General features: G+C 56.6%; 20 protein-coding genes. 18 read left to right on the forward strand and 2 right to left on the reverse strand.

Annotation, left to right across the window (positions count from 1 at the left end; translation table 11 throughout):
- Positions 1 to 12: 12 nt before the first annotated feature.
- The 12 genes from V6936_RS03400 to V6936_RS03455 all read left to right on the forward strand — a co-directional run bounded on the left by V6936_RS03400 (position 13) and on the right by V6936_RS03455 (position 11376).
- Positions 13 to 795 (forward strand): C40 family peptidase, encoded by a 783-nt coding sequence (locus V6936_RS03400; protein WP_336579407.1) that lies wholly within the window; start codon positions 13 to 15, stop codon positions 793 to 795.
- Positions 792 to 1400 carry a tail assembly protein gene (locus tag V6936_RS03405; RefSeq protein WP_336579408.1) on the forward strand — a complete coding sequence of 203 codons (609 nt, stop codon included), beginning with the start codon at positions 792 to 794 and terminating at the stop codon, positions 1398 to 1400. The genes V6936_RS03400 and V6936_RS03405 overlap by 4 nt, the downstream gene beginning before the upstream one ends.
- Positions 1400 to 6160: a phage tail protein gene (locus V6936_RS03410; RefSeq protein ID WP_336579409.1), complete on the forward strand. Its 4761-nt coding sequence runs from the start codon at positions 1400 to 1402 to the stop codon at positions 6158 to 6160. The genes V6936_RS03405 and V6936_RS03410 overlap by 1 nt, the downstream gene beginning before the upstream one ends.
- Positions 6161 to 6231: 71 nt before the next feature.
- Entirely contained in the window at positions 6232 to 6537 is a 306-nt protein-coding gene (locus V6936_RS03415) for a hypothetical protein (protein ID WP_336579410.1), read from the forward strand.
- A gap of 192 nt (positions 6538 to 6729) precedes the next feature.
- Complete coding sequence (locus V6936_RS03420; protein ID WP_336579411.1) at positions 6730 to 6906, forward strand: hypothetical protein; 177 nt, start codon at positions 6730 to 6732, stop codon at positions 6904 to 6906.
- Positions 6893 to 8119, forward strand: a complete 1227-nt coding sequence (locus V6936_RS03425) for a phage tail protein (RefSeq protein WP_336579412.1) — start codon at positions 6893 to 6895, stop codon at positions 8117 to 8119. Before V6936_RS03420 ends, V6936_RS03425 begins: the two co-directional genes overlap by 14 nt.
- Positions 8116 to 8526 carry a hypothetical protein gene (locus V6936_RS03430; RefSeq protein WP_336579413.1) on the forward strand — a complete coding sequence of 137 codons (411 nt, stop codon included), beginning with the start codon at positions 8116 to 8118 and terminating at the stop codon, positions 8524 to 8526. The genes V6936_RS03425 and V6936_RS03430 overlap by 4 nt, the downstream gene beginning before the upstream one ends.
- On the forward strand, positions 8510 to 8944 hold the full coding sequence (locus tag V6936_RS03435) for a DUF4376 domain-containing protein (RefSeq protein WP_336579414.1): 435 nt from the start codon (positions 8510 to 8512) through the stop codon (positions 8942 to 8944). The genes V6936_RS03430 and V6936_RS03435 overlap by 17 nt, the downstream gene beginning before the upstream one ends.
- A gap of 80 nt (positions 8945 to 9024) precedes the next feature.
- Complete coding sequence (locus V6936_RS03440; RefSeq protein ID WP_336579415.1) at positions 9025 to 9417, forward strand: hypothetical protein; 393 nt, start codon at positions 9025 to 9027, stop codon at positions 9415 to 9417.
- A complete protein-coding gene (locus tag V6936_RS03445; RefSeq protein ID WP_336579416.1) occupies positions 9418 to 9993 on the forward strand; it encodes a lysozyme in 576 nt (191 codons plus the stop codon).
- Complete coding sequence (locus V6936_RS03450; RefSeq protein ID WP_336579417.1) at positions 9986 to 10234, forward strand: hypothetical protein; 249 nt, start codon at positions 9986 to 9988, stop codon at positions 10232 to 10234. Before V6936_RS03445 ends, V6936_RS03450 begins: the two co-directional genes overlap by 8 nt.
- A gap of 482 nt (positions 10235 to 10716) precedes the next feature.
- On the forward strand, positions 10717 to 11376 hold the full coding sequence (locus tag V6936_RS03455) for a restriction endonuclease (protein WP_336579418.1): 660 nt from the start codon (positions 10717 to 10719) through the stop codon (positions 11374 to 11376).
- Between the two features lie 789 nt (positions 11377 to 12165).
- On the opposite strand, the gene V6936_RS03460 is transcribed toward V6936_RS03455, so the two are convergent.
- Positions 12166 to 12504, reverse strand: a complete 339-nt coding sequence (locus tag V6936_RS03460; RefSeq protein WP_336579419.1) for a hypothetical protein — start codon at positions 12502 to 12504, stop codon at positions 12166 to 12168.
- Between the two features lie 689 nt (positions 12505 to 13193).
- Here V6936_RS03460 and V6936_RS03465 point away from each other — a divergent pair.
- On the forward strand, positions 13194 to 13403 hold the full coding sequence (locus V6936_RS03465; protein WP_003799452.1) for a cold-shock protein: 210 nt from the start codon (positions 13194 to 13196) through the stop codon (positions 13401 to 13403).
- Positions 13404 to 13542: 139 nt separating this feature from the next.
- Here V6936_RS03465 and V6936_RS03470 read toward each other — a convergent pair whose 3' ends face one another.
- Positions 13543 to 13956: a BON domain-containing protein gene (locus tag V6936_RS03470; RefSeq protein ID WP_003799454.1), complete on the reverse strand. Its 414-nt coding sequence runs from the start codon at positions 13954 to 13956 to the stop codon at positions 13543 to 13545.
- 489 nt (positions 13957 to 14445) lie between these two features.
- On the opposite strand from V6936_RS03470, the gene V6936_RS03475 reads away from it, so the two are divergent.
- The 5 genes from V6936_RS03475 to V6936_RS03495 all read left to right on the forward strand — a co-directional run bounded on the left by V6936_RS03475 (position 14446) and on the right by V6936_RS03495 (position 19429).
- Positions 14446 to 15465, forward strand: a complete 1020-nt coding sequence (locus V6936_RS03475) for a sulfate ABC transporter substrate-binding protein (RefSeq protein WP_003799456.1) — start codon at positions 14446 to 14448, stop codon at positions 15463 to 15465.
- Positions 15466 to 15490: 25 nt separating this feature from the next.
- A complete protein-coding gene (cysT, locus tag V6936_RS03480; protein ID WP_219234900.1) occupies positions 15491 to 16405 on the forward strand; it encodes a sulfate ABC transporter permease subunit CysT in 915 nt (304 codons plus the stop codon).
- Entirely contained in the window at positions 16402 to 17289 is an 888-nt protein-coding gene (gene cysW, locus V6936_RS03485) for a sulfate ABC transporter permease subunit CysW (RefSeq protein WP_219234898.1), read from the forward strand. Before cysT ends, cysW begins: the two co-directional genes overlap by 4 nt.
- 18 nt (positions 17290 to 17307) lie before the next feature.
- Complete coding sequence (locus V6936_RS03490; RefSeq protein ID WP_003799459.1) at positions 17308 to 18405, forward strand: sulfate/molybdate ABC transporter ATP-binding protein; 1098 nt, start codon at positions 17308 to 17310, stop codon at positions 18403 to 18405.
- Between the two features lie 250 nt (positions 18406 to 18655).
- The gene (locus V6936_RS03495) at positions 18656 to 19429 is read left to right on the forward strand and encodes an energy transducer TonB (RefSeq protein ID WP_301607485.1); all 774 of its coding nucleotides are present in this window, start codon (positions 18656 to 18658) and stop codon (positions 19427 to 19429) included.
- The last annotated feature ends 3 nt before the right edge of the window (positions 19430 to 19432 follow it).

Consider the following 19432-nt stretch of genomic DNA (forward strand, 5'->3'; position numbering starts at 1 on the left):
TATGGGTGACGTATGCAGAAAAAAACCATTGATGCGATCAAGGCTCACGCTCTGGCTGAATATCCGCGCGAGGCCGTCGGCTTTGTAGTGGCTACCGGCCGGCGCGAGATGTATATGCCGGGTGTGAATGCGGCAGCAAAGCCGGAAGACTATTTCGCCACGCGTCCGGAAGATTGGGCAGCCGCTGAGCAACTGGGCGACGTCATCGCATTCGTGCACTCCCATCCGAATATGCCTGCCACCCCCAGTCAGGCGGACCGGGTCGCGTGTGAAGCCATGGCCGAGCATTTCAAACCGCTGGAGTGGCTGATTGTGTCGGTCATGCCTGGTGAGGCCGCACCACAGGTGGTCGGTATCGAATCGTTCTGTCCAGAGAGCTACCAGGCGCCGCTGATCGGCCGCCAGTTCTACCACGGTGTACTGGACTGCTACACCCTGGTGCAGGACTACTACCGGCGCGAGCATGGCATTGAACTGCCGGATTTCGAGCGTGAGGACGGTTGGTGGGAGGGGGAACAAGAGCTGTACCTGGATAACTTCGCCGCAGCGGGCTTTGTTGAGGTGGACGATGGGCCGCGGGCGGGCGATGTGATCCTGATGCAGTTGCGCAGCGATCGCGTGAACCATGCGGCCGTCTTTCTGGGCAATGTTCCGCTGGCTGAGGCGCCCCACGCCCACCCGGTGCCCGACGCCATGCTGCACCACGCCTATGGGTACCTGTCCGAGCGCATTCCGTACGGTGGGTACTGGTCCCAAATCACTCGCAAAATCATTCGACACAAGGAGCTGCTGTGATTGTCGCTACTGATATTGATGACGAGCTGCGCACTGTGCGCTTGTACGGGAAGTTAGGCGCTCGCTTCGGGCGCGTACATCGTCTGGCCGTGAACTCGGTAGCGGAGGCTATCCGTGCGTTGTGTGTGCTGTTTCCCGGGTTTGAGCGGGAAATGATGACCTCGGGCGACCGGGGCGTGTCCTATGCATGCTTCTTGGCCAAGACCAACATCAACGAGGAAACCCTGCAGGCGCCCGCTGGTCAGGACGAGATTAGGATTGCACCGGTTATTCGTGGTGCTAAGCGTGGTGGGTTGTTCCAGACCGTGCTGGGAGTGGCGCTGGTGGCCGTGGCCTGGTGGAACCCGTTAGGCTGGTCAACTGCTATAGCCATGGGCGTCTTGGCTGCAGGTGCCGGCATGGCAATCGGTGGCGTGTTCCAGATGATGGCCCCCACTCAGCAGGGGCTGAGCACGGCAGACCGACCTGAGAACGGCGCGAGCTACAACTTCAACGGCCCAGTGAATACGACCGCCCAGGGCAACCCCGTGCCGCTCGGCTACGGCAAAAAAATCGTTGGTAGCGCCGTGGTGTCGGCAGGAATTTACTCAGAGGATCAGATGTAATGCGGCTTCTCGACTACAACATTGCGGCGCCAGAGGGCGTCGTTTCTGTATCTGGCGGCTACAGCATTCAAGGGTACAAGGGCGGGAAGGGCGGTGGCGGGTCCACTCGCACGCCTACCGAAGACCAGGACAATCTGCATTCCATCGCCTATGCGTCTGTGATTGACTTGGTTAGCGCCGGGCCCATTCATGGTTTTGTGGATCAGAACAATCCGTTGCGCTCGGTCTACCTGGACAACACGCCCATACAAAACGAAGACGGATCGCTGAATTTTCAAGACGTGCAGCTGGAGTTTCGTGCTGGCACGCAGGACCAGCGCTATATTCCAGGCTTCCCCGCTGCTGAGTCCTCTACTGCCGTGAATGTAGAGCTGCGCTCGGACCAGCCGTTCACACGCGCCATCCAGAACGTGCACATCTCCGGTGTACGCGTGGGTCTGTCCGTGCGCGGCCTGAAGCAGCAATCGACGGAGACCGGCGACATAACCGGCTATCGCGTCGAGTATGCGATTGAGCTGTCCACTGACGGCTCCGCCTTTGCCGAGGTGCTGCGCGGCGCTTTCGACGGCAAAACCACGCAGCAATACTCTCGCTCGCACCGGATTGACCTGCCGCGCGCAAGTACCGGTTGGTCCATACGCGTGCGCCGCCTGACACCCAACAGCAGTAACTCCACCATTAGTGATGTGACCTATGTGGACTCCATCACGGAGGTGACCGACGCCAAACTGCGCCGGCCGATGTCGGCGTGCGTGGGGATTCGCGTCAACGCCAAGCAGTTTCAGTCGATCCCGACGCGTGCGTATCACCTGTACCTGCGCGTGGTGCGAGTGCCCAGCAATTACGACGCCTGGACGCGCTCCTACGCGGGGACCTGGGACGGTACGTTCAAAATGTCGTGGACAGACAACCCTGCCTGGGTGTTTTACGATCTCGCTACGAACGCCTGCGACGGCTTAGGCCGGCTGCTGCCCGCCGGCTGGGTTGACCGCTGGGCGCTTTATCAGATTGCCCGGTATTGTGATGAGCTGGTTCCAGATGGCAAAGGTGGTACCGAGCCGCGCTTTTCGTGCAACGTGTACCTGCAGGACAAGGCCGAGGCCTGGAAGGTGCTGCAGGATCTGGCGTCTGTCTTCCGAGGGATGGCTTACTACGCCCATGGTTCGGTACTGGCTGTTGCTGATATGCCTCGCGATGCCGTCTATACCTACTCGAACGCCAACGTAGTGGACGGGCAGTTTAATTACACTGGTTCAGGCCTGAAAACCCGCTACACCGTCGCTCTTGTGTCCTGGAACGACGAGACGGACATGGGGCGAGCCAAGGTGGAGGTGGTTGAGGACCCCGAGGGTATCGCTCGTTACGGTGTGCGCCAAGTCGAACTGACCGCATTCGGTTGTACATCACAGGGCCAAGCGCAACGTATCGGGCGCAGTGCGCTGTTTACGTCGCGGATGGAAACCGAGAGCGTGACATTTGCAGTGGGCTTATCGGGCACACTCGCCCAGCCTGGGCAAGTGATTGAAATTGCCGATGCCCATTTGGCTGGCCGCCGTATTGGCGGGCTGATTAAGTCTGCAACTACTAATGCCGTGACGCTGGATGCGCCGACACGCGTATCTGCTGGCGATCGGCTGACTGTGGTGCTGCCCAGCGGCGTTTCGCAGACGCGTGTCGTGGCAGCCAGTGTGGGGCAGGGCGCCGAACTGCAGGTGATTCCTGTGGCTACGCCGTTCAGCCAGGCGCCGCAAAGTGAGGCCGCTTGGTCGATCAGTGCGCCGGATCTGGCTACGCAAAAATACCGCGTGCTGACGGTGAGCGAGGGTGCCGGCCTGCAGCACACCATCACCGCACTGCAGTATGTGGACGGCAAACACGCGGCCATTGATTACGAAACCCGAGTTGAGACGCCACCCATCAGCGTGGTGCCGCCTCCAGTACAGGGTTTACCAGCCAATGTAGTGATCACCTCGTACCACGTTCTGGCTCAGGGCCAGGCCCGGCACAATGCGGTCATTTCATGGGATGCGGCCGCCAATGCTGTGGCCTATGAGGTGCAATGGCGCCGGGATAACTCGGAATGGGTAAGCATGTCCCGCACCGGCTCGACCAGTGTGGAGGTGCCCAACATCTACGCCGGCGGCTACGTTGCGCGTGTGCGCGCCATCAACGTGCTGGATGTATCCAGCCTGTGGGCCACGTCCGCGCTGACGCAACTGAATGGTGAGGTGTCGGCGCCGCAACCAGTCCCCCATTTGATCACCGCCTCAATCCCGTGGGGTATCCGACTGAGCTGGGGCTTTCCTACTGGCCCTAACATCATCGAGCGTACCGAGATCCGCTATAGCCCTACGCAGGAGTTTGCTGATTCGTTGCCGGCTGGCAGTTTCGCGTATCCCTCGGACTCGTTCGAGCAGACAGGCCTGGCGATCACCACGCAGCATTTCTTTTGGGCGCGGTTGATCGACAAGAATGGGACGCAGGGTCCGTGGTACCCAGCGGAATCTGCACCCGGCGTGCGCGGCGTCCCCAGTCAGGTGGCCAGCGATTACAACAAGCTGATCACTGAGGAGATCGTGGCTGGCGGGATGGGTGACTTGCTAATGGGCAATATCCGCGAGATCCCGAGCATCAAGGAGGCAGTCGGAGGTCTGACGCTTGAACTGGGCGAGTTAAATCAGCGTGTGGATGAGGTCAACAGTCAGGTTGAGGAGCTGCTTAGCGCTGGCGAGTGGAATGTCGGCGACGCCTATGCCGTGGGTGCGGTGGTGTTTGCTGACGGCAAAATGTACCGGGCAAAGAAGGCAGTTCCAGCAGGCAAGCCAGTCACTGATGCAGCGTACTGGGAGTTGATTGGGGACTACGCGTCGATCACGGACGGTTTAGCGGCCTTGGCGATTCAGTCACAAGAGACGATCAGCCGGGTGGAAAATGCCGAGGGCCTGATTCAGGCCAACGCCGAGCAGATCAGCGCGGTGGCTGGCAAGATTGATGACCCTGACACGGGCCTGGGCGCTCTGGGGTCGTTAGTGCAGTCCATGCGCACTCAGGTTGGCCAACTGCAGGATGGACTGCAGTCGCTATCTGAGTCCACAACCGCGCTGTCCAGTCGGGTCGATGGGTTGGATCAGGCTCAGCGCGGTTTGGCCACAGCGGTCCAGTCCCTGACGACGCGGGTTACTGCGACAGAGGGCCGCCTGGATAGCCAAGCCAGCAGCATCACGCAGCTGGGCACGAGCGTCACGAATGCCGATGCCAAGGCGGTCGCTGCTCAGCAAGCTGCTGCCGCTGCAGCGGATGCGGCTGGCGCTAAGGGCGAAGTGATTTTCGGCAGCACGGCCCCGCCCGCCGCTAAGCGCCTGGCTCAAAACCTGTGGATCGATACCGCGGGCAATGCGAATACGCCTAAGCGCTGGAATGGCTCGGCGTGGGTGGCGGTGACCGATAAAGCGGCATCGGACGCAGCATCGGCTGCAGTTGCCGCAAAGGCTGCCGCTGACGCCGCACAGGCGACGGCGAATCAAAAGGCCGATGCGTCGGCGGTCAACGCGCTGACCACTCGGGTGGAGCAGGCTGAGGGCGGGTTAGCCAGCCAGGGTCAGGCCGTCACTGCCCTGCAGAATACGGTCAATGACCCCAGCACTGGGGTAGCCGCTACAGCCGGTGCGCTGAACGACACCAAATCACGCGTCACTGATGTTGAGGGCCGGCAGGATGCAATGGCCAGCAATCAGCTGATCCTGTCCGCTGACATCAAGCGCCAAGCACCTGATGAGAATGCTGAGCTTGAGCGTGTCCTTAACCAATGGCAAACCCAGGCGGCGCTGTCCGAGTTCAAGAGCGTGCAGGCTGACGAGAACCGTGCCCTGGCAGAGTCGATCACTACCCTGACAGCTGTGATCGGACAGGACTCTGCCGCCGTTGAGGAGATCATGCGGTCTCTGGTCGAGCTGGATGGCAAAATCTCCGCATCCTGGGGCATCAAGCTGCAGGCCAACGCAAACGGCGTGCAATACGTCGCAGGCGTGGGACTGGACCTGACGAATGAGTCCGGCGTGATGCAGTCTACGTTCGCTGTGCTGGCTGACCGTTTTGCGGTCATGCACGCGACCAATGGTGATCCAGTTACGGTGTTTTCGGTGCAGGGTGGGACCAGCATTCTAAATACGGCATTGATTGGCTTTGCGTCGATCACGGAAGCCAAGATTGCTAATGCGGCTATCTCGCGCGCCAAGATCCAGGACGCTGCAATCAATGCTGCCAAGATCCAGGATGCGGCTATTACCAGCGCAAAGATTCAAAATGCCGCGATTAAAACCGCCCATATTGGGCATGCGGAGGTCGATACGCTGCGGCTTGCCGGAAATTCAGTCTCTGTAACTGCATATGCAACGGCAGGCGCTGGTGAGTTGGCGGCGGGTAGCACGTTCCGATCCGTCGCAGTAGGGCTCGCGCTGATGCACGGTGCCGATGTTGTTGTTACGGCAACAGTTGAAGGGCTGACCAATACTCAGCCCGGCACGCTCGCGGATACAGGGCATGAGCTGGTATACGACACGGGCGGTTACGACGTTGCTGCGTTTAGAACAGTGAGTGATTTTGATAACTCGATGACAGCGCCCGGGGTGGTTGTGTTCAAAGGCTGGGTTCCTGCTGGCTGGCAGCAGTTTTCGATCCGACAGCGGTCCCCGATTATTAGCTCATTATCAGGGAAATGGGTGGGCGCTGCCGCAATCCGCATCGAAGCATTCATGAGGTAAATATGAAAAACACAGTTTCTTTGTTTCGAGACGGAAGATTTATACAGACGCTCCAAGGGCCTCCAGATCTTGTGATTGCGCCATTTCTGGCGCGTTGGGAAGGCGGCCATGCGCCGGGAGCGTTGGACGACTCCTGGTGGTTTTACGGTGGCCAGGCGCGTCAACGTCCGGCCTGCCCGGTCGTGGCAGAGGGCTTGGTGCTGCGCGGGGTTCGCCCAGGCAGCACCATCATTATCGAAGGCCAGCAGTACGAGTGCGCAGAGGGCGGGGACGTGGAGCTGTCGTTTCAGTTCTCCGGAACGTACGAAATCACGGTCACGCGCTGGCCGTATTTGGATGGGAGTTACACCATTGAAAATCCACCACCAGCCGAATAACCACGCAGAACGCCGGCAACGGGAGTATCCGGATATCGGGGATCAGCTCGATGCGGTCTACAAGCTGGCCCGGCATTTGCAGGAGCAAGGCCAGCGACTACCGCCAGATGTTGATAAATGGGTGGCTCAATGCCGGGCCGTCAAAGAGAAATATCCAGCCGCTTAAAAGCGGCTTTTTTTATGGACAGAGATATGAGCGTTCACAAATCGATCGCGCAGGTTTTTGAGAACAATATGGGCAACCGCATCACTCCGGAGCTCGCCGCTGGCATGATCCGTAGCCTGATCGACATTCTGGCGGCCGGCGTTCAGCCTCGGCCCGAGGGTGAGCAGCCGCACGAGCAGGGGAGCGGCAATGGCGTGGTATAGCACAGGTACGGTAAAAGTCACTGTAAACAGCGCAACAGTGACGGGCACAGGTACACAGTGGCTGGCCGCGGCCCGGCAAGGCGAAGCGTTTGTGGCGCCGGACGGGCGCTTGTACGAGGTGTTGAATATCGCATCCGACACTTCCTTGACACTGACTATGCCTTATCTTGGCGCGTCGGCAACTGGCCAGAGGTATGCACTGGCACCGATGCAGGGGTACGTCAAAGAATTGGCGGACCGTGTGGCCGCACTACTGCTGCTCTCCCAGCAAGAGTGGGCCATGGTTTTGAAAGCGGCTGATTTGCAAGCGTCGCCCAACGACCCGACCCGCGAGAAGATTCTGGTAACAGGGAAATCATTCGGTTTGGGCAGCACCGGGGCGCTAGACAATTACGACCTCTGGCCTTCTGCCTCGCTGGATGACACCGGAGTGCCTGCGGGCATGTACTACGTAAACAGCACGATTGCTGGTAAGCCGCCCGGTGCCGCCGCAGGCATCGTGTGGCACCGGCAGGCCGGTAGCGCCGGGGCTCAATTGTTCATCGTTACGACTGGTGGCCTTCTAATCCGAGGACGCACTAGCGGCGGCTGGGGAGGATGGGACCCTGTTCTTCGTCAAGGCGTGTTTGGCCTGGGCGCAGGCACAGTTGCTCCCCCCAACGGCCGGGATGGCGTTAATCCGTTCGGATGGTATTACCAGTCGAGCCCTGTTCCCGCTTGGGGTGGCGGCCAGTTCTTTTTGGATATGCCATACGGCAGTAGCCAGAACGCTGGCTTGCGGTTGTCCACAATTCCGTATACGGACGACTTCTTTCTGAACGGTGGAGTCTCAGGCAAGAAAGAATACCGGCCCGCCTGCAAGTTGGTCCATGACAAAAACATCGTAGGGGATGTCGGGGCCGGTTCTGTGATAGCCGTCGGCTCTAACGCCAATGGCACCTGGGTGCGGTTCGCCGATGGAACACAGATCTGCTATGGGACACAGCTTTTCCAAGGCATCGCCTGGAATCGAAAGACCTGGACGTATCCCCTGGAGTTCTATTCCAGTCCTGTTGTGACCTGCTCTGGCCAGGGGGATAACGGAGGCTTTGCTTCTGCGCCTTTGGTTGAGCCTTATACCCGAGAGGTGTACTTCACCAAAGTTACTGGCTCAGTGGAAAACGATAACTGGGCAAAATTTGGCTGTATTGCTATAGGGAGGTGGAAAGCATGAAGATGACCCTGAATCTGCGGCCACAAGTTCCAATTGGCGAGGTCCGTACTCTGGTCGTTGAAAGACAGGGGCAGACGCTGCGCCTGAACAGCGAATCACTGGATTTGTCGTTTATGCGCCCGGGAGATTATTTGCCAGCCGGCTCGATTGAGCACCCGTTACTTGGCGGCGCGTCTGTCATTCGCGATGAAACAGGAATTCTGATTGATGGCCTGCTTTTTCATATCGCAGCGGATCAAACAGACCCAGCAGCTTGTTTCCCCGAGCCGGTGGTTATTGTCGAGGACGGCATTGTGCCTCTCCCTGCTCAAAGTCCACCGCCTCCACCACCGACCCCAGAGCCTGAGCCCGACTTGGAGCTTGGCGACACCCGCTACATAGAGTCAGACGATGAACATCAAAATTGATACCAACAAACTCGTCACAGTCGCTGCGCAGTTGCAGGCGCACAAAGACGCGAAAATAGTCGCGCTGTCCGCGGCCTGCCGCGCCGCGATTACCGCTGGCTTCGAGTCGGACGCCCTGGGTGAGCTGCATCTGTACCCGAGCAAAGAGACCGACCAGCTCAACCTGGCCGGTAGCGTGACCGATTCGCTACTGGCCGACCTGCCAGCAGACTGGGTAACGCCGTTCTGGTGCGCGGACTCCACTGGGGAGTGGGCCATGCGCCCGCACACCGCCACACAGATCCAGCAGGTTGGTCGAGAGGCCAAGGCTCGGATTCTGAGTTTGATGCAGCACAATGCGGCGCTGGCCGAGCATGTCCAGCTGGCGCCGGATAAAGCGGCAGTCGATCAAATCGTGTGGGAATACCCAGCCGCCTAAGCGGCTTTTTTTACGTCTGCTGCTTTTGCAGCGCTTCACGGGAGACAGCCATGCCGACCGTATTACACAAGGGGAAGGACTTGGAACCGACAAGCACGGGAACATCGGCGGCTGGTTTGGCCGTCTGGAAGGCGATGGGAGGAATAGCAGGAATGGGGGCCATCGGGGCGGGCTTGGCCACGCTGGTGGTGATGTGTATTCTGCGGCCGCGCACGCAGTCCGAATGGATTGTGGGGGTGATCAGCACGGTGGTGGCCTCGATCTCAGGCGGTGCCGCGGTGATCCAGCACTACGAGCTGCACCACTGGGCGAACAACCCGGTAGGTTTGGTGGCCATGCTGGGCTTAGCGTTTGCCTGCGGACTGCCCGGCTGGGCGGTGGTGCGCTGGGCGTTCAACTTTTTCGACAAGCGGCGCAAAGCCGATATCGCCGAAGTAATTGGCGAAATTCAAGATCTAGCAAGGGGGAAGTAAGTGAACAAGCTGATCGAAGTGATCTCGGGCCTTCTGGCCCTTTTTTTTCGGCCACAGAAAGCAGAGCAGGCCACGCCAGAGCCACAGAAGGCTTCACCGACGGGCATGTCCGCCGACGGCCTGGCCATCCTGCGGTATTTCGAGAGCTGCCGGCTGGAAGCTTATTGGGATGCTGACGGCAAAGTCTGGACCATCGGCTGGGGTGACACTGGTCCAGACGTGGTGGAAGGCCTGCGCATCACCCAGGCCGAGGCTGATGAGCGATTGAGGCGTCGGCTGGCCCGCGAGTTCGTGCCTGGTGTTCTGAACGTGCTGACTCGTCCAGCAAATCAGGCGCAGCTCGATGCCATGGTGGACCTTGCATACAACATCGGCGTGGAAGCATTTCAAGGTTCCACGCTGGTCCGCTTGTTCAATGCCGGCGACCAGGCCGGTGCTGCTGAGCAATTCCCGCGCTGGAACAAATCAGGCGGCAAGGTGCTGCTGGGCCTGCGTCGCCGTCGTGCTGCAGACCGCGCTCGTTTCTTGGGCGCGTCAGGGGCTGAGGCAATCAAGATAGGAGCGGCCATTGTTTAAGGCGCTATTTTCTAAGCTGGCAGGCTGGCTGGGGCTGCTAGGTGGCCTGGCCCTGGCCGCGCTGGCGCTGCTGCAGGTCGGGCGGCGTCAGGGCAGGGCTCAGGCAGAGCAGAAACAAACAAAGGCGGACATGGCCGCTGTGGAGGTGGGACGTGACGCAGCTGAAACGATTGAGCGCCTGGATGATGATGCTGTGCGCGATCTCGCTCGCCAGCGGATGCGCGGCACTAAAGGGCGGTAGTTACTGCGCCGCCGCCCAACATCCGTTTGTGTGGCGATCTGATGCCGAGATAGACGCCACGCCGGTACGAGTGGTGCGCTATGTGGAAACGGAGGCTGAGACTTGGGCGCGGTTGTGTCAGAGATAAAGCTAATGCTGACTGGTACCGATGCGGCACTTCTTGGCGGTATGCGGACAGCTCAGTGGAGAAAGAGCGCTTCACTACACCAAGTGGTCGCTGCTTCTCTACTTGGATTGTGTGCAACCTTCAGTGTGATCCTAAGTGCTGGTGCGCCTGCCTTTTTAGAAACCATAGGGAGTTTTGTTGGATTTTATGGGTTTTTGAGGACGCTTAAGCAGTCTTACATCGCAAAATCTGCATTGCTTGTGTTATAAAGCGGCCACCGAAGGAGAATGTGTTCAGAGTAGCTTGCATAAGCTAGCCAACAATATAGACGCAGTGGATAAGTTTATGCTGGGATTCATTATAAAGAGGATCGGGAGTGGTAATAGATTTTCAAGAGATCAGTGATAGCCATGCGTTTGAGAATTTTTGCATGCATCTGCTTCAGGAAATGGGGTTAAGTATTCCCGTTCCACCAGCTATTGGGCCAGATAGTGGTCGAGACATTGTGTGCGAAGAGCCAAGCAAATTTGCGCAAAAAGGCTATAGATGGCTGGTCAGTTGTAAGCATTTTGCTGGCAGCGCCTCCTCTGTTGGCGTCAATACAGATTGGGCAAAACCACACAAATTAATTGAGCATGGCTGCAATGGCTTTATGTTTTTTTTCTCATCAGCCTATACCGAAGGATTCCGCGCCTCGGTTGAGAGTATATGTAATAGAACAGGAAGCCCATACAAGATTTTTAATAAATTTGACATCGAGCAAATCCTACTTTCCTCACCTAGGTATTATCCAATTATTCGGCAATATTTCCCTATTTCGTATGAACGGCTTGTGACGCGGATTAATGGGGACCAATGCTGTAATTTTTTAACACCTATGGATGCTCTATATGCAATTTATGTGAGGTCTGAGCCATTTGGAGGGATAGTCTATAGCGTTATGGGAGAGTGCTGCGTCGAGGGTTATCTAGATTACTTGGATAGTAACGGCATAGAATATGGTATGGTTCAAATTCGAGCTAGCTCCTATGTTTAATGCGCAAATCACGACAAAACAGCTTGCAAAACCTAACTGTCAGTTCACTGTGGAAAAAAGTGTTCCGGTTTTTTCTTAACCTGGATGTTGAGCATCCACTTCAGTTGAGGCGCTAACCGTTTTTGGCCGGTTTCGTTCAAACGCGTTTAGTCTGGCTTGGCCACTGACGAGCGTCTGTGCCACTCTGGCTGGCAGCACCAGAACAGCTTATCTACTTGATCGCTGCGATCGCCAAGCTGATGCATGACAAGAGGGCGGGTGCCAGGTGGCACGTTATATTTCAGACCGTCGGTGAGCCTTCCGAGGTCATGTGGGTTCCAGTTCATCGGCTCTATATAGTCAACTGGCTCGCGGGCCTGCCTGATTCGTCCACACATATAGCACCTTAGATGGAGTTTGTATGGGTGACATCTTCATCTTGCAGCAGCATATGAGTTTGTTCAATGGCGACAAACCGACTGCCGACCTCTTGCGACCACTCCCTCCTGATTATTTTGTGATTCTCCGAGACCTGCCAGACCACATTGCGAAGTCGGCGTATCTCCCAGAGTAGGGCTTTGACGTCAGCGTTTCTCGGATTGCGATCTTGTATTTCGCGTAGCTGGGAGAGCTGGAGGGGAGGGCGAGTCATGGTTGATTACTGTATAAAAAAACAGTAATTTAGCACTTAACCGCTTGGCAGGTGTTACAGGCCATGGACGCAAAAAAGCCCGCCATAGAGACGGGCTGCTTTGACCTAGCTGCGGAGACAATCATTTCCAGTTAGAACCAGTTTTTCCTCTGTCGCAGCTACCAGGATCGACCTTGCAGAAATCGATTTGCTGTAAACCAACCGCAAACTGTTCCGATGGCTCCAGAGACGGTACCTGCAAAAAACCGGCTAAGGATTTCTTCCTTGGTAAGTCGTTCAGCAGCAAAGAGTTGCTCGCGAGGGTCGTAAGACAGCCAAGGCCAGAGATAGTAAGCTATGAGCAAAATTAGCATCACTCCTATTGCCAAGAATAACTTATTGTTATCCCACATCATGAAGTGCCAGATTGTGATGGCCACGACAGTTAGGAGGAACATGATTAGAGCCGAACTGAAGATCGTCGGCAAGACAAGACCTAAATATTTGAGCGTTTCCATGGTTAATCTCTTTTTGTTTGTCACAGAACAAAGTTTTACCATATTTGCTCAATAAAGGTTTTTGCAAGCACGCCATAATTTCAGCATGAGCACCGTCGCCTGGCAGAGAAAAGGAAAATAGGCTGCCAATGTTGTAAATGACCACCAGCTATCTTGCAGGCTGGTTTTTTAAATGGTTGATTGTGTAATTATTTGATTTATAGGGTAATTATAATCCCTTACAAGGCGTAGGTCGGGGGTTCGAACCCCTCAGCACCCACCATTTCTTTTGCTAGTCGAATCAAGCACTTAGGTAAAACTAAGTGCTTTTTTTGTGCCTGTTTTATTGGCCTTATACGTGCGTTCGCCCTTGATTGAACAGGCACACCAGACCGGGAAAAAGGCCTTCAGATGCTGCCAACAGGCGGTAAAGTGGCTGTAAGCGTTCGTAAACGTACTCCTAGGTTCGCCTTTCAGGTTTGATCGAGCCTTAGCGGCTTGGTACAGAGAACAGGCAGTAAGACGGGGTCATGGGTGGTGGCAACCAGCACAGAGTTGCGCTTTACGGTCCGCTTCCGGTCATCCGTGCGCATTTGCGATCAGTGTCCGGGCCGTCTGGCTATTTACTTTGTAACGGTGCTATCTATATTGGTGAATCTCGGCCATAGTGTGTCCAGGGACATTTTTACCCTGATTATTTAGGACATACATTGAAAACAGAAATTGGTATCGTGAAGTGGTTCAATAACGAAAAAGGCTTCGGCTTCATCATGCCGGAGAGTGGCGGTAAAGACCTCTTCGCACACCACAGTGAAATTCAGGGCTCTGGGTTTAAATCTCTTGAAGAAAACCAACGCGTTTCCTTCGTTGCAGGCGTAGGCCAAAAAGGCCCTTGCGCTACCCAGATCCAAATCATCTGATCTCCTGCTAGCCTTGTCAGGCTAGTGTAGCGTTGATCGATAAGACCGGACCCCATGAAGCATGGGGTCCGGTTTTTTATTGGGTGCTTGACGCTCAGATCTTCGGTACTGGCTCTTTGGGACGGCTCGAGCGGTTCTCTTATTTGTTGACGCTCAGTCCGGTGGCCTTCACCTGTTTTACGCCTTCGGTTTTTTCAGCCACTGCAACTGCTTTCTTGTACTCGCTGTCGTTGGAGACGGTTCCGCTTAGTGTTGCAACTCCGTCGTTCATCTCAACAGCAATGTTTTTGTCTTTGAGTGCATGATCGGCATGGAGTGCCGCTTTAATTTTTTGACTGATTTCGGCGTCACCGTGTTTGTCCCCCGCCCCAGCGCGGTGGGTGCTCACCTCTTTGGCATTTGCTTCCCCTGGCGTTTTGGGGTCTTTGCTTGCATGCCCGGTTGTTGCGGAAAGATCCGGGTGAGAGGGTTTGCTGTCCGCGATGACGACCGTGCTAAATCCTAAGCTGAGCGTAGAAGCAAGTAGCAAGTTAGAAAGAGTTCTGGAGTTCATTGTTTCACCTTTTTTCTGGTTAGCTTTCAGAGTGCACCGTTAAACAGGGGGCGCACGTCAGAACAGAGGGACCTGCTTGGATGCGATGGGATAGGGCGTTTGTATCTAACTATCGTGCTCAACGATCGGGGCGGCCATTTGGGTTCGGCTGCCCGGCGAGACAGACGGGCTCGATATGTTGTGGGCGACGTTTGTGTAATCTACGTAGGACGCCACCACGTCTGGATTTTTTCATAGTCCGGCGGGCCAACCATTTCTTTACGGTTCAAAACGTAACGAAGCGAAGACCTGGTATGAGCAGTGGCTCGAAGTACAGAAAGAGTTGCGCATCCGCCTTGACTACGGCCGGCTCTTTCCCTTGTCAGTGCAGTCTTCTTGGCCCCTCTATCTGCCCGCTATATCTAACCAAAGAATCGGTATTTAGCGGTGTGAAACACCCTTGCTAGACTCGTTCTCATTGCTTGGACATGGTTTCAGGGGGGATGGGGAATGAAGCGGTTTCAACAGAAGTGGAAAGGCGTGCGGGCAGGAGCCTTGCTGGCACTGGTGCTGGCGGCGGCAAGTGCGGTGGCAGCCGAAGTCAGTATTCTGAATGTCTCGTACGACCCGACACGTGAGCTCTACGCTGAGTTCAACAAGGCCTTCCAGGCCCACTACAAGTCACAAACGGGTGAGCAGGTGGTCATACGCAGCTCTCATGGCGGCTCCAGCAAGCAGGCGCGTACCGTGATTGACGGGGTGCCTGCGGATGTGGTGACACTGGGGATCTCTTCCGATATCGATCAGATCGCGCAGTCTGGTTTGCTGGACAAAGGCTGGCAGGCGCGTTTGCCGGACAACAGCACCCCTTATACCTCTACGATTGTCTTGCTGGTGCGCAAGGGCAATCCTAAAGGCATTCACGACTGGAACGACTTGATTCGCCCGGACGTCAAAGTGGTGACGCCCAATCCTAAAACCTCGGCGGGCGCGCGCTGGAATTACCTGGCTGCCTGGCTGTATGCCTTAAAGCAAGCCAATGGGGATGAAGAGCAGGCGCGTGATTTTGTGGCCAAGCTGTACCGTAATGTCAGCGTGCTGGACTCCGGCGCGCGTGGCTCGACCACGACCTTCGTCGAGCGGGGTATCGGTGATGTATTGATTGCCTGGGAGAACGAGGCGCTGTTGTCCGTCAAGGATCTGGGGCCCGATCGTTTTGATATTGTGGTGCCCTCCAGCAGCATCCTGGCTGAGCCGCCTGTGGCGCTGGTCGATGCCAATGCCGCCAAGCATGGTACGGAAAAAGTGGCCCAAGCCTATCTGGAGTATTTGTATAGCCCGGAAGGTCAGGAAATCGCTGCACGTCATTTTTACCGTCCTCGACTGGAGTCGGTGGCCGCCAAGTACCGCGATCAGTTTCCAGCGTTGAAGCTGTACAAGGTCGATGATGAGCTGGGCGGCTGGACTCAGGTTCAGGCCAAACACTTTGCGGACGGTGGTGTGTTCGACAGCATCTATTTGAGCAAATAACCCCACTCTTACTGAGGACCGTTCGATGTCACAGGCTCGTCTTTGGGGATTTCTGCCCGCTGGCCGCAAGCAGCGGGCTTTGCCAGGCTTTGGCTTGACCATGGGTTTGTCCATCAGCTATTTAAGCCTGATTGTGCTCATACCGTTATCGGCTGTTTTGCTCAAGACCACCTCTATGGGCTGGTCAGCCTTTTGGGAGACCATCAGCGCCGCGCGTGTCCTGGCCTCGTTGAAGTTGACTTTTGGCATGGCGGCCTTGGCCGCTGTGATCAACGGCGTATTTGGTTTGATTCTGGCCTGGGTGCTGGTTCGATATCGTTTCCCAGGTCGCCGCCTTGTGGATGCCTTGATTGACTTGCCCTTTGCGTTGCCGACGTCGGTGGCTGGGATTTCTCTGGCAGCGATTTATGCACCTACCGGCTGGATCGGGGCATGGGCGCAACCCTATGTCGGGCAAATTGCGTTCACTCCCTGGGGGGTATTGATCGCCCTGGTGTTTATTGGCCTGCCGTTTGTAGTGCGCACCGTTCAGCCAGTTCTGGAGGAATTGGAGCAAGAGCAGGAGGAGGTCAGTGCCTGTTTGGGAGCCGATCGCTTTCAGACGGTCAGTAAAGTGATTCTGCCCGCCATTTTGCCGGCCTGCCTGACCGGTGTGGCCCTGGCGTTTGCCCGCGCAGTAGGGGAGTACGGCTCGGTTATTTTCATAGCCGGGAATGTGCCGATGGTCTCTGAAATTACGCCTTTACTCATCGTGATCAAGCTGGAACAGTTTGATTACGCTGGTGCCTCGGCGCTGGCGGTTCTGATGATGGTCTTGTCATTCATTATCTTGCTGGCAATCAATCGTTTGCAGTGGTATTTGCAAGCGCGTCATTCTGGGCAGGCGCGTAGCAAAGCGGCCAGGGTGGCTGCGCCTTTTGCCTTGGAGGGCGCCCGATGAGCAGCCTGGCGATGGAACCCGCTGTACCTGTGGTGTCGGTGCCAAGGGCACGCCTGCGGGCAGCGCAGGATGAGGGGCCGGTCGTCAAGGCGGTACTGATTGGCCTTGCCTTGCTGTTTTTTGTTCTGTTTTTGCTGCTGCCCTTAATCCTGGTGTTCATGACAGCGTTCAGTCGTGGTGTCTTGCCATATCTGTCGGCACTGAATCAGAGCGATACCATGCATGCGGCCAGTTTGACCGTGCTCGTGGCTGTTATTGCCGTCCCCTTGAATATCGCGTTTGGTTTGGCGGCTTCCTGGGCTATTGCCCGTTTTGAGTTTCGTGGTAAAAGCCTGTTGACCACCTTGATTGACCTGCCCTTTTCGGTCTCGCCAGTGATCGCGGGTTTGATGTTCCTATTGATTTTTGGTCGTCAGGGCCCGTTTTGGGACTGGCTCGATGCCAATAACATCCGTATTGTGTTCGCCTTGCCGGGGCTGGTTCTGGCAACCCTGTTTGTTACCTTCCCGTTTGTGGCGCGCGAGCTGATCCCGCTCATGCAAATGCAGGGTAGCGACGAAGAGCAGGCCGCGCGGGTGTTGGGAGCCAACGGGCGACAGATGTTCTGGCGCGTGACCTTGCCCAAGATCAAATGGGGTCTACTGTATGGGGTGATTTTGTGCAATGCCCGTGCAATGGGCGAGTTCGGGGCAGTGTCGGTATTGTCTGGTCATATACGTGGCCAGACCAATACCCTGCCTTTGCATGTAGAGATTGAGTACAACGACTATCACACCGTGGGCGCTTTTGCCGCCGCTTCGGTGCTGGCAGTTTTGGCTTTGCTGACGCTGGCGCTTAAATTGTGGGCCGAGCGCAAAATGGTTCAAGACGGTCATCGTGGATGACCGCATTCGGAGTTCATTATGAGTATCGAAGTTCGTCATCTATCTAAACAGTTTGGTGCGTTTACGGCACTGGGTGATGTGACATTGGATTTTCCAGCGGGCGAGCTGGTGGCTTTGCTGGGGCCTTCGGGTTGCGGCAAGACGACGTTGCTGCGGATTGTGGCAGGTCTGGAACATGCGGATGCGGGTCAGGTGCTCATCAATGGCAAGGATGTGGCTTCGGTTGGCACCCGCGATCGTCAAGTCGGTTTTGTGTTTCAACATTACGCCTTGTTCCGCCACATGACCGTATTTGAGAACGTGGCCTTTGGTTTGCGCATCAAACCCCGCAAACAGCGCCTGCCCGAAGCACAGATTCGTCAGCGTGTGCACGAGCTACTGGAGCTGGTGCAGCTGGACTGGCTGGCAGATCGTTATCCTGCCGCTTTGTCGGGTGGTCAGCGACAGCGTATCGCCTTGGCGCGCGCTTTGGCTGTAGAGCCTGGTGTCCTGTTGCTTGATGAGCCATTTGGCGCTCTGGATGCCAAGGTGCGTAAAGAGTTACGTTCCTGGCTGCGTCGTTTGCATGATGACTTGCATATCAGCACCTTGTTTGTGACTCACGACCAGGAGGAGGCCATCGAAGTGGCTGACCGTATCGTGGTGCTGAACAAAGGGCGGGTCGAACAAGAGGGCGCTCCGCAAGAGGTGTATAACCATCCGGCCAGCCCCTTTGTATACGAGTTTCTGGGGGCGGCAAATCGCCTGCCTGGTCAGTTCCGGCAGGGACGGTTTGTAGCTGATCCTCAACTGGGTCAGTTCGAGTCCAGCCAGGCCTTGAACGGGCAGGGCGCCGGGCAGGGCGAAGCGGTGGGCTATGTGCGTCCGCATGATCTGGACCTGCAGCGCAAACTGGATGGCCAAGGTATTGTGGTGGCGGTGCAGCGTATTATTCCCTTGGGGGCAACGGTGCGGGTGGAGCTGGCTCTGAACGAAGGAGAACGGGCCTGGGAGGCGGAGTTCGATCATCAGCGCTGGTCTCAGCTGGACTTGTCACCCGGCGAGCGCGCCTTGGCCTTGCCGCGCAAATTCAGTGCTTTTCCTTTGGAAACCCCGTCCGACGTCCGTCCGTCTTAATCTTTCGCAAACGAGGCGTAACAGGCTGACCGTAAGTCGGCCTGTTTGCGTTAGTATCAGGAAAATTTCTTGCAAAGCAGGCTGAACACAGGATATTTTCCTATTTTCCAGTATTGAGAATCATTCCTGTTTCTGTTAAGATTCGATACTTCACTGGGCATCCTGTCCGGTCCCCTCATGGTCCATGCGGGTTGCAGAATGTGTAGAACGGATTATGACCGGAATTGCTTCTCAAACGAATAATCGCTCGATGCTGGCCTTGAAGGCAACCGGGCTGGCATTAGCACTGGGATTGCACGTGGGGGTTCTGGCTACCATCTTGTGGACGGAAAGCCCCAAGATGGTGGGTGAACCTGCTCCGATTGATGTGGTGGGAGTGACCTTGTTGGAGGTAACGGAAGCGCCGGTCCAGCAAGAGCAGGTCAGTGCTCCGCCCGAACAGGTGGTGGCCGAACCTGAGCCAGAGCCAGAGCCAGAGCCAGAACCTGAGGTGGAGCCCGATCCTGAGCCTGAACCGATCGTGGAGCCTGAGCCAGAGCCGATTGTGGAAAAACCGCCGGTGCCAGAGCCTCCCAAGCCTAAACCGAAACCCAAGCCAAAGCCCAAGCCCAAGCCGCAGCCCAAACCGGAAGTACCGCCAGCAGAAACGCCACAGCCTGCCCAACCGGCAGCACCCGCTGCCCAGGCTGGACCGGCCACGGATAATGCGGCTCAAGCCGCGGCACGTTCTGCACAGGGCGATCGTCCCAAACTGATTGGCCGTGTGGATTATTTGGGTCGTCGACCCGTGCCCGTGTACCCGCGGGCTTCGGAACGCCGTCGCGAGCAGGGCCGCGTAGTGGTGCGTGTCGTGATTTCAACCCAAGGAACCGTGCTGGAAGCCAAGGTGCAAAGCTCCTCAGGCTATGAGCGTCTGGATGAGTCTGCACTGAAGGCTGTACGCACAGCGCGTTTTAAACCGTATACGGAAAATGGTGTGGCCTATCGTGCCATGGCCGATATTCCTTTCGACTTTGTTTACTAGGAT

Origin of the sequence: Alcaligenes sp. CHO6 (assembly GCF_037120595.1) — a bacterium.
In the GTDB taxonomy this organism is placed as follows: Bacteria; Pseudomonadota; Gammaproteobacteria; order Burkholderiales; family Burkholderiaceae_B; genus Alcaligenes; species Alcaligenes ammonioxydans.

Excerpts from the sequence above, each read along its gene's own strand:
- V6936_RS03420 (WP_336579411.1), top strand. The coding sequence starts at position 6,730 with ATGAGCGTTCACAAATCGATCGCGCAGGTTTTTGAGAACAATATGGGC.
- V6936_RS03470 (WP_003799454.1), bottom strand. The coding sequence starts at position 13,956 with ATGAACTCCAGAACTCTTTCTAACTTGCTACTTGCTTCTACGCTCAGC.
- V6936_RS03435 (WP_336579414.1), top strand. The coding sequence starts at position 8,510 with ATGAACATCAAAATTGATACCAACAAACTCGTCACAGTCGCTGCGCAG.
- V6936_RS03400 (WP_336579407.1), top strand. The coding sequence starts at position 13 with ATGCAGAAAAAAACCATTGATGCGATCAAGGCTCACGCTCTGGCTGAA.
- cysT (WP_219234900.1), top strand. The coding sequence starts at position 15,491 with ATGTCACAGGCTCGTCTTTGGGGATTTCTGCCCGCTGGCCGCAAGCAG.
- V6936_RS03490 (WP_003799459.1), top strand. The coding sequence starts at position 17,308 with ATGAGTATCGAAGTTCGTCATCTATCTAAACAGTTTGGTGCGTTTACG.
- V6936_RS03475 (WP_003799456.1), top strand. The coding sequence starts at position 14,446 with ATGAAGCGGTTTCAACAGAAGTGGAAAGGCGTGCGGGCAGGAGCCTTG.
- V6936_RS03430 (WP_336579413.1), top strand. The coding sequence starts at position 8,116 with ATGAAGATGACCCTGAATCTGCGGCCACAAGTTCCAATTGGCGAGGTC.
- V6936_RS03425 (WP_336579412.1), top strand. The coding sequence starts at position 6,893 with ATGGCGTGGTATAGCACAGGTACGGTAAAAGTCACTGTAAACAGCGCA.
- V6936_RS03495 (WP_301607485.1), top strand. The coding sequence starts at position 18,656 with ATGCTGGCCTTGAAGGCAACCGGGCTGGCATTAGCACTGGGATTGCAC.
- V6936_RS03410 (WP_336579409.1), top strand. The coding sequence starts at position 1,400 with ATGCGGCTTCTCGACTACAACATTGCGGCGCCAGAGGGCGTCGTTTCT.
- cysW (WP_219234898.1), top strand. The coding sequence starts at position 16,402 with ATGAGCAGCCTGGCGATGGAACCCGCTGTACCTGTGGTGTCGGTGCCA.
- V6936_RS03460 (WP_336579419.1), bottom strand. The coding sequence starts at position 12,504 with ATGGAAACGCTCAAATATTTAGGTCTTGTCTTGCCGACGATCTTCAGT.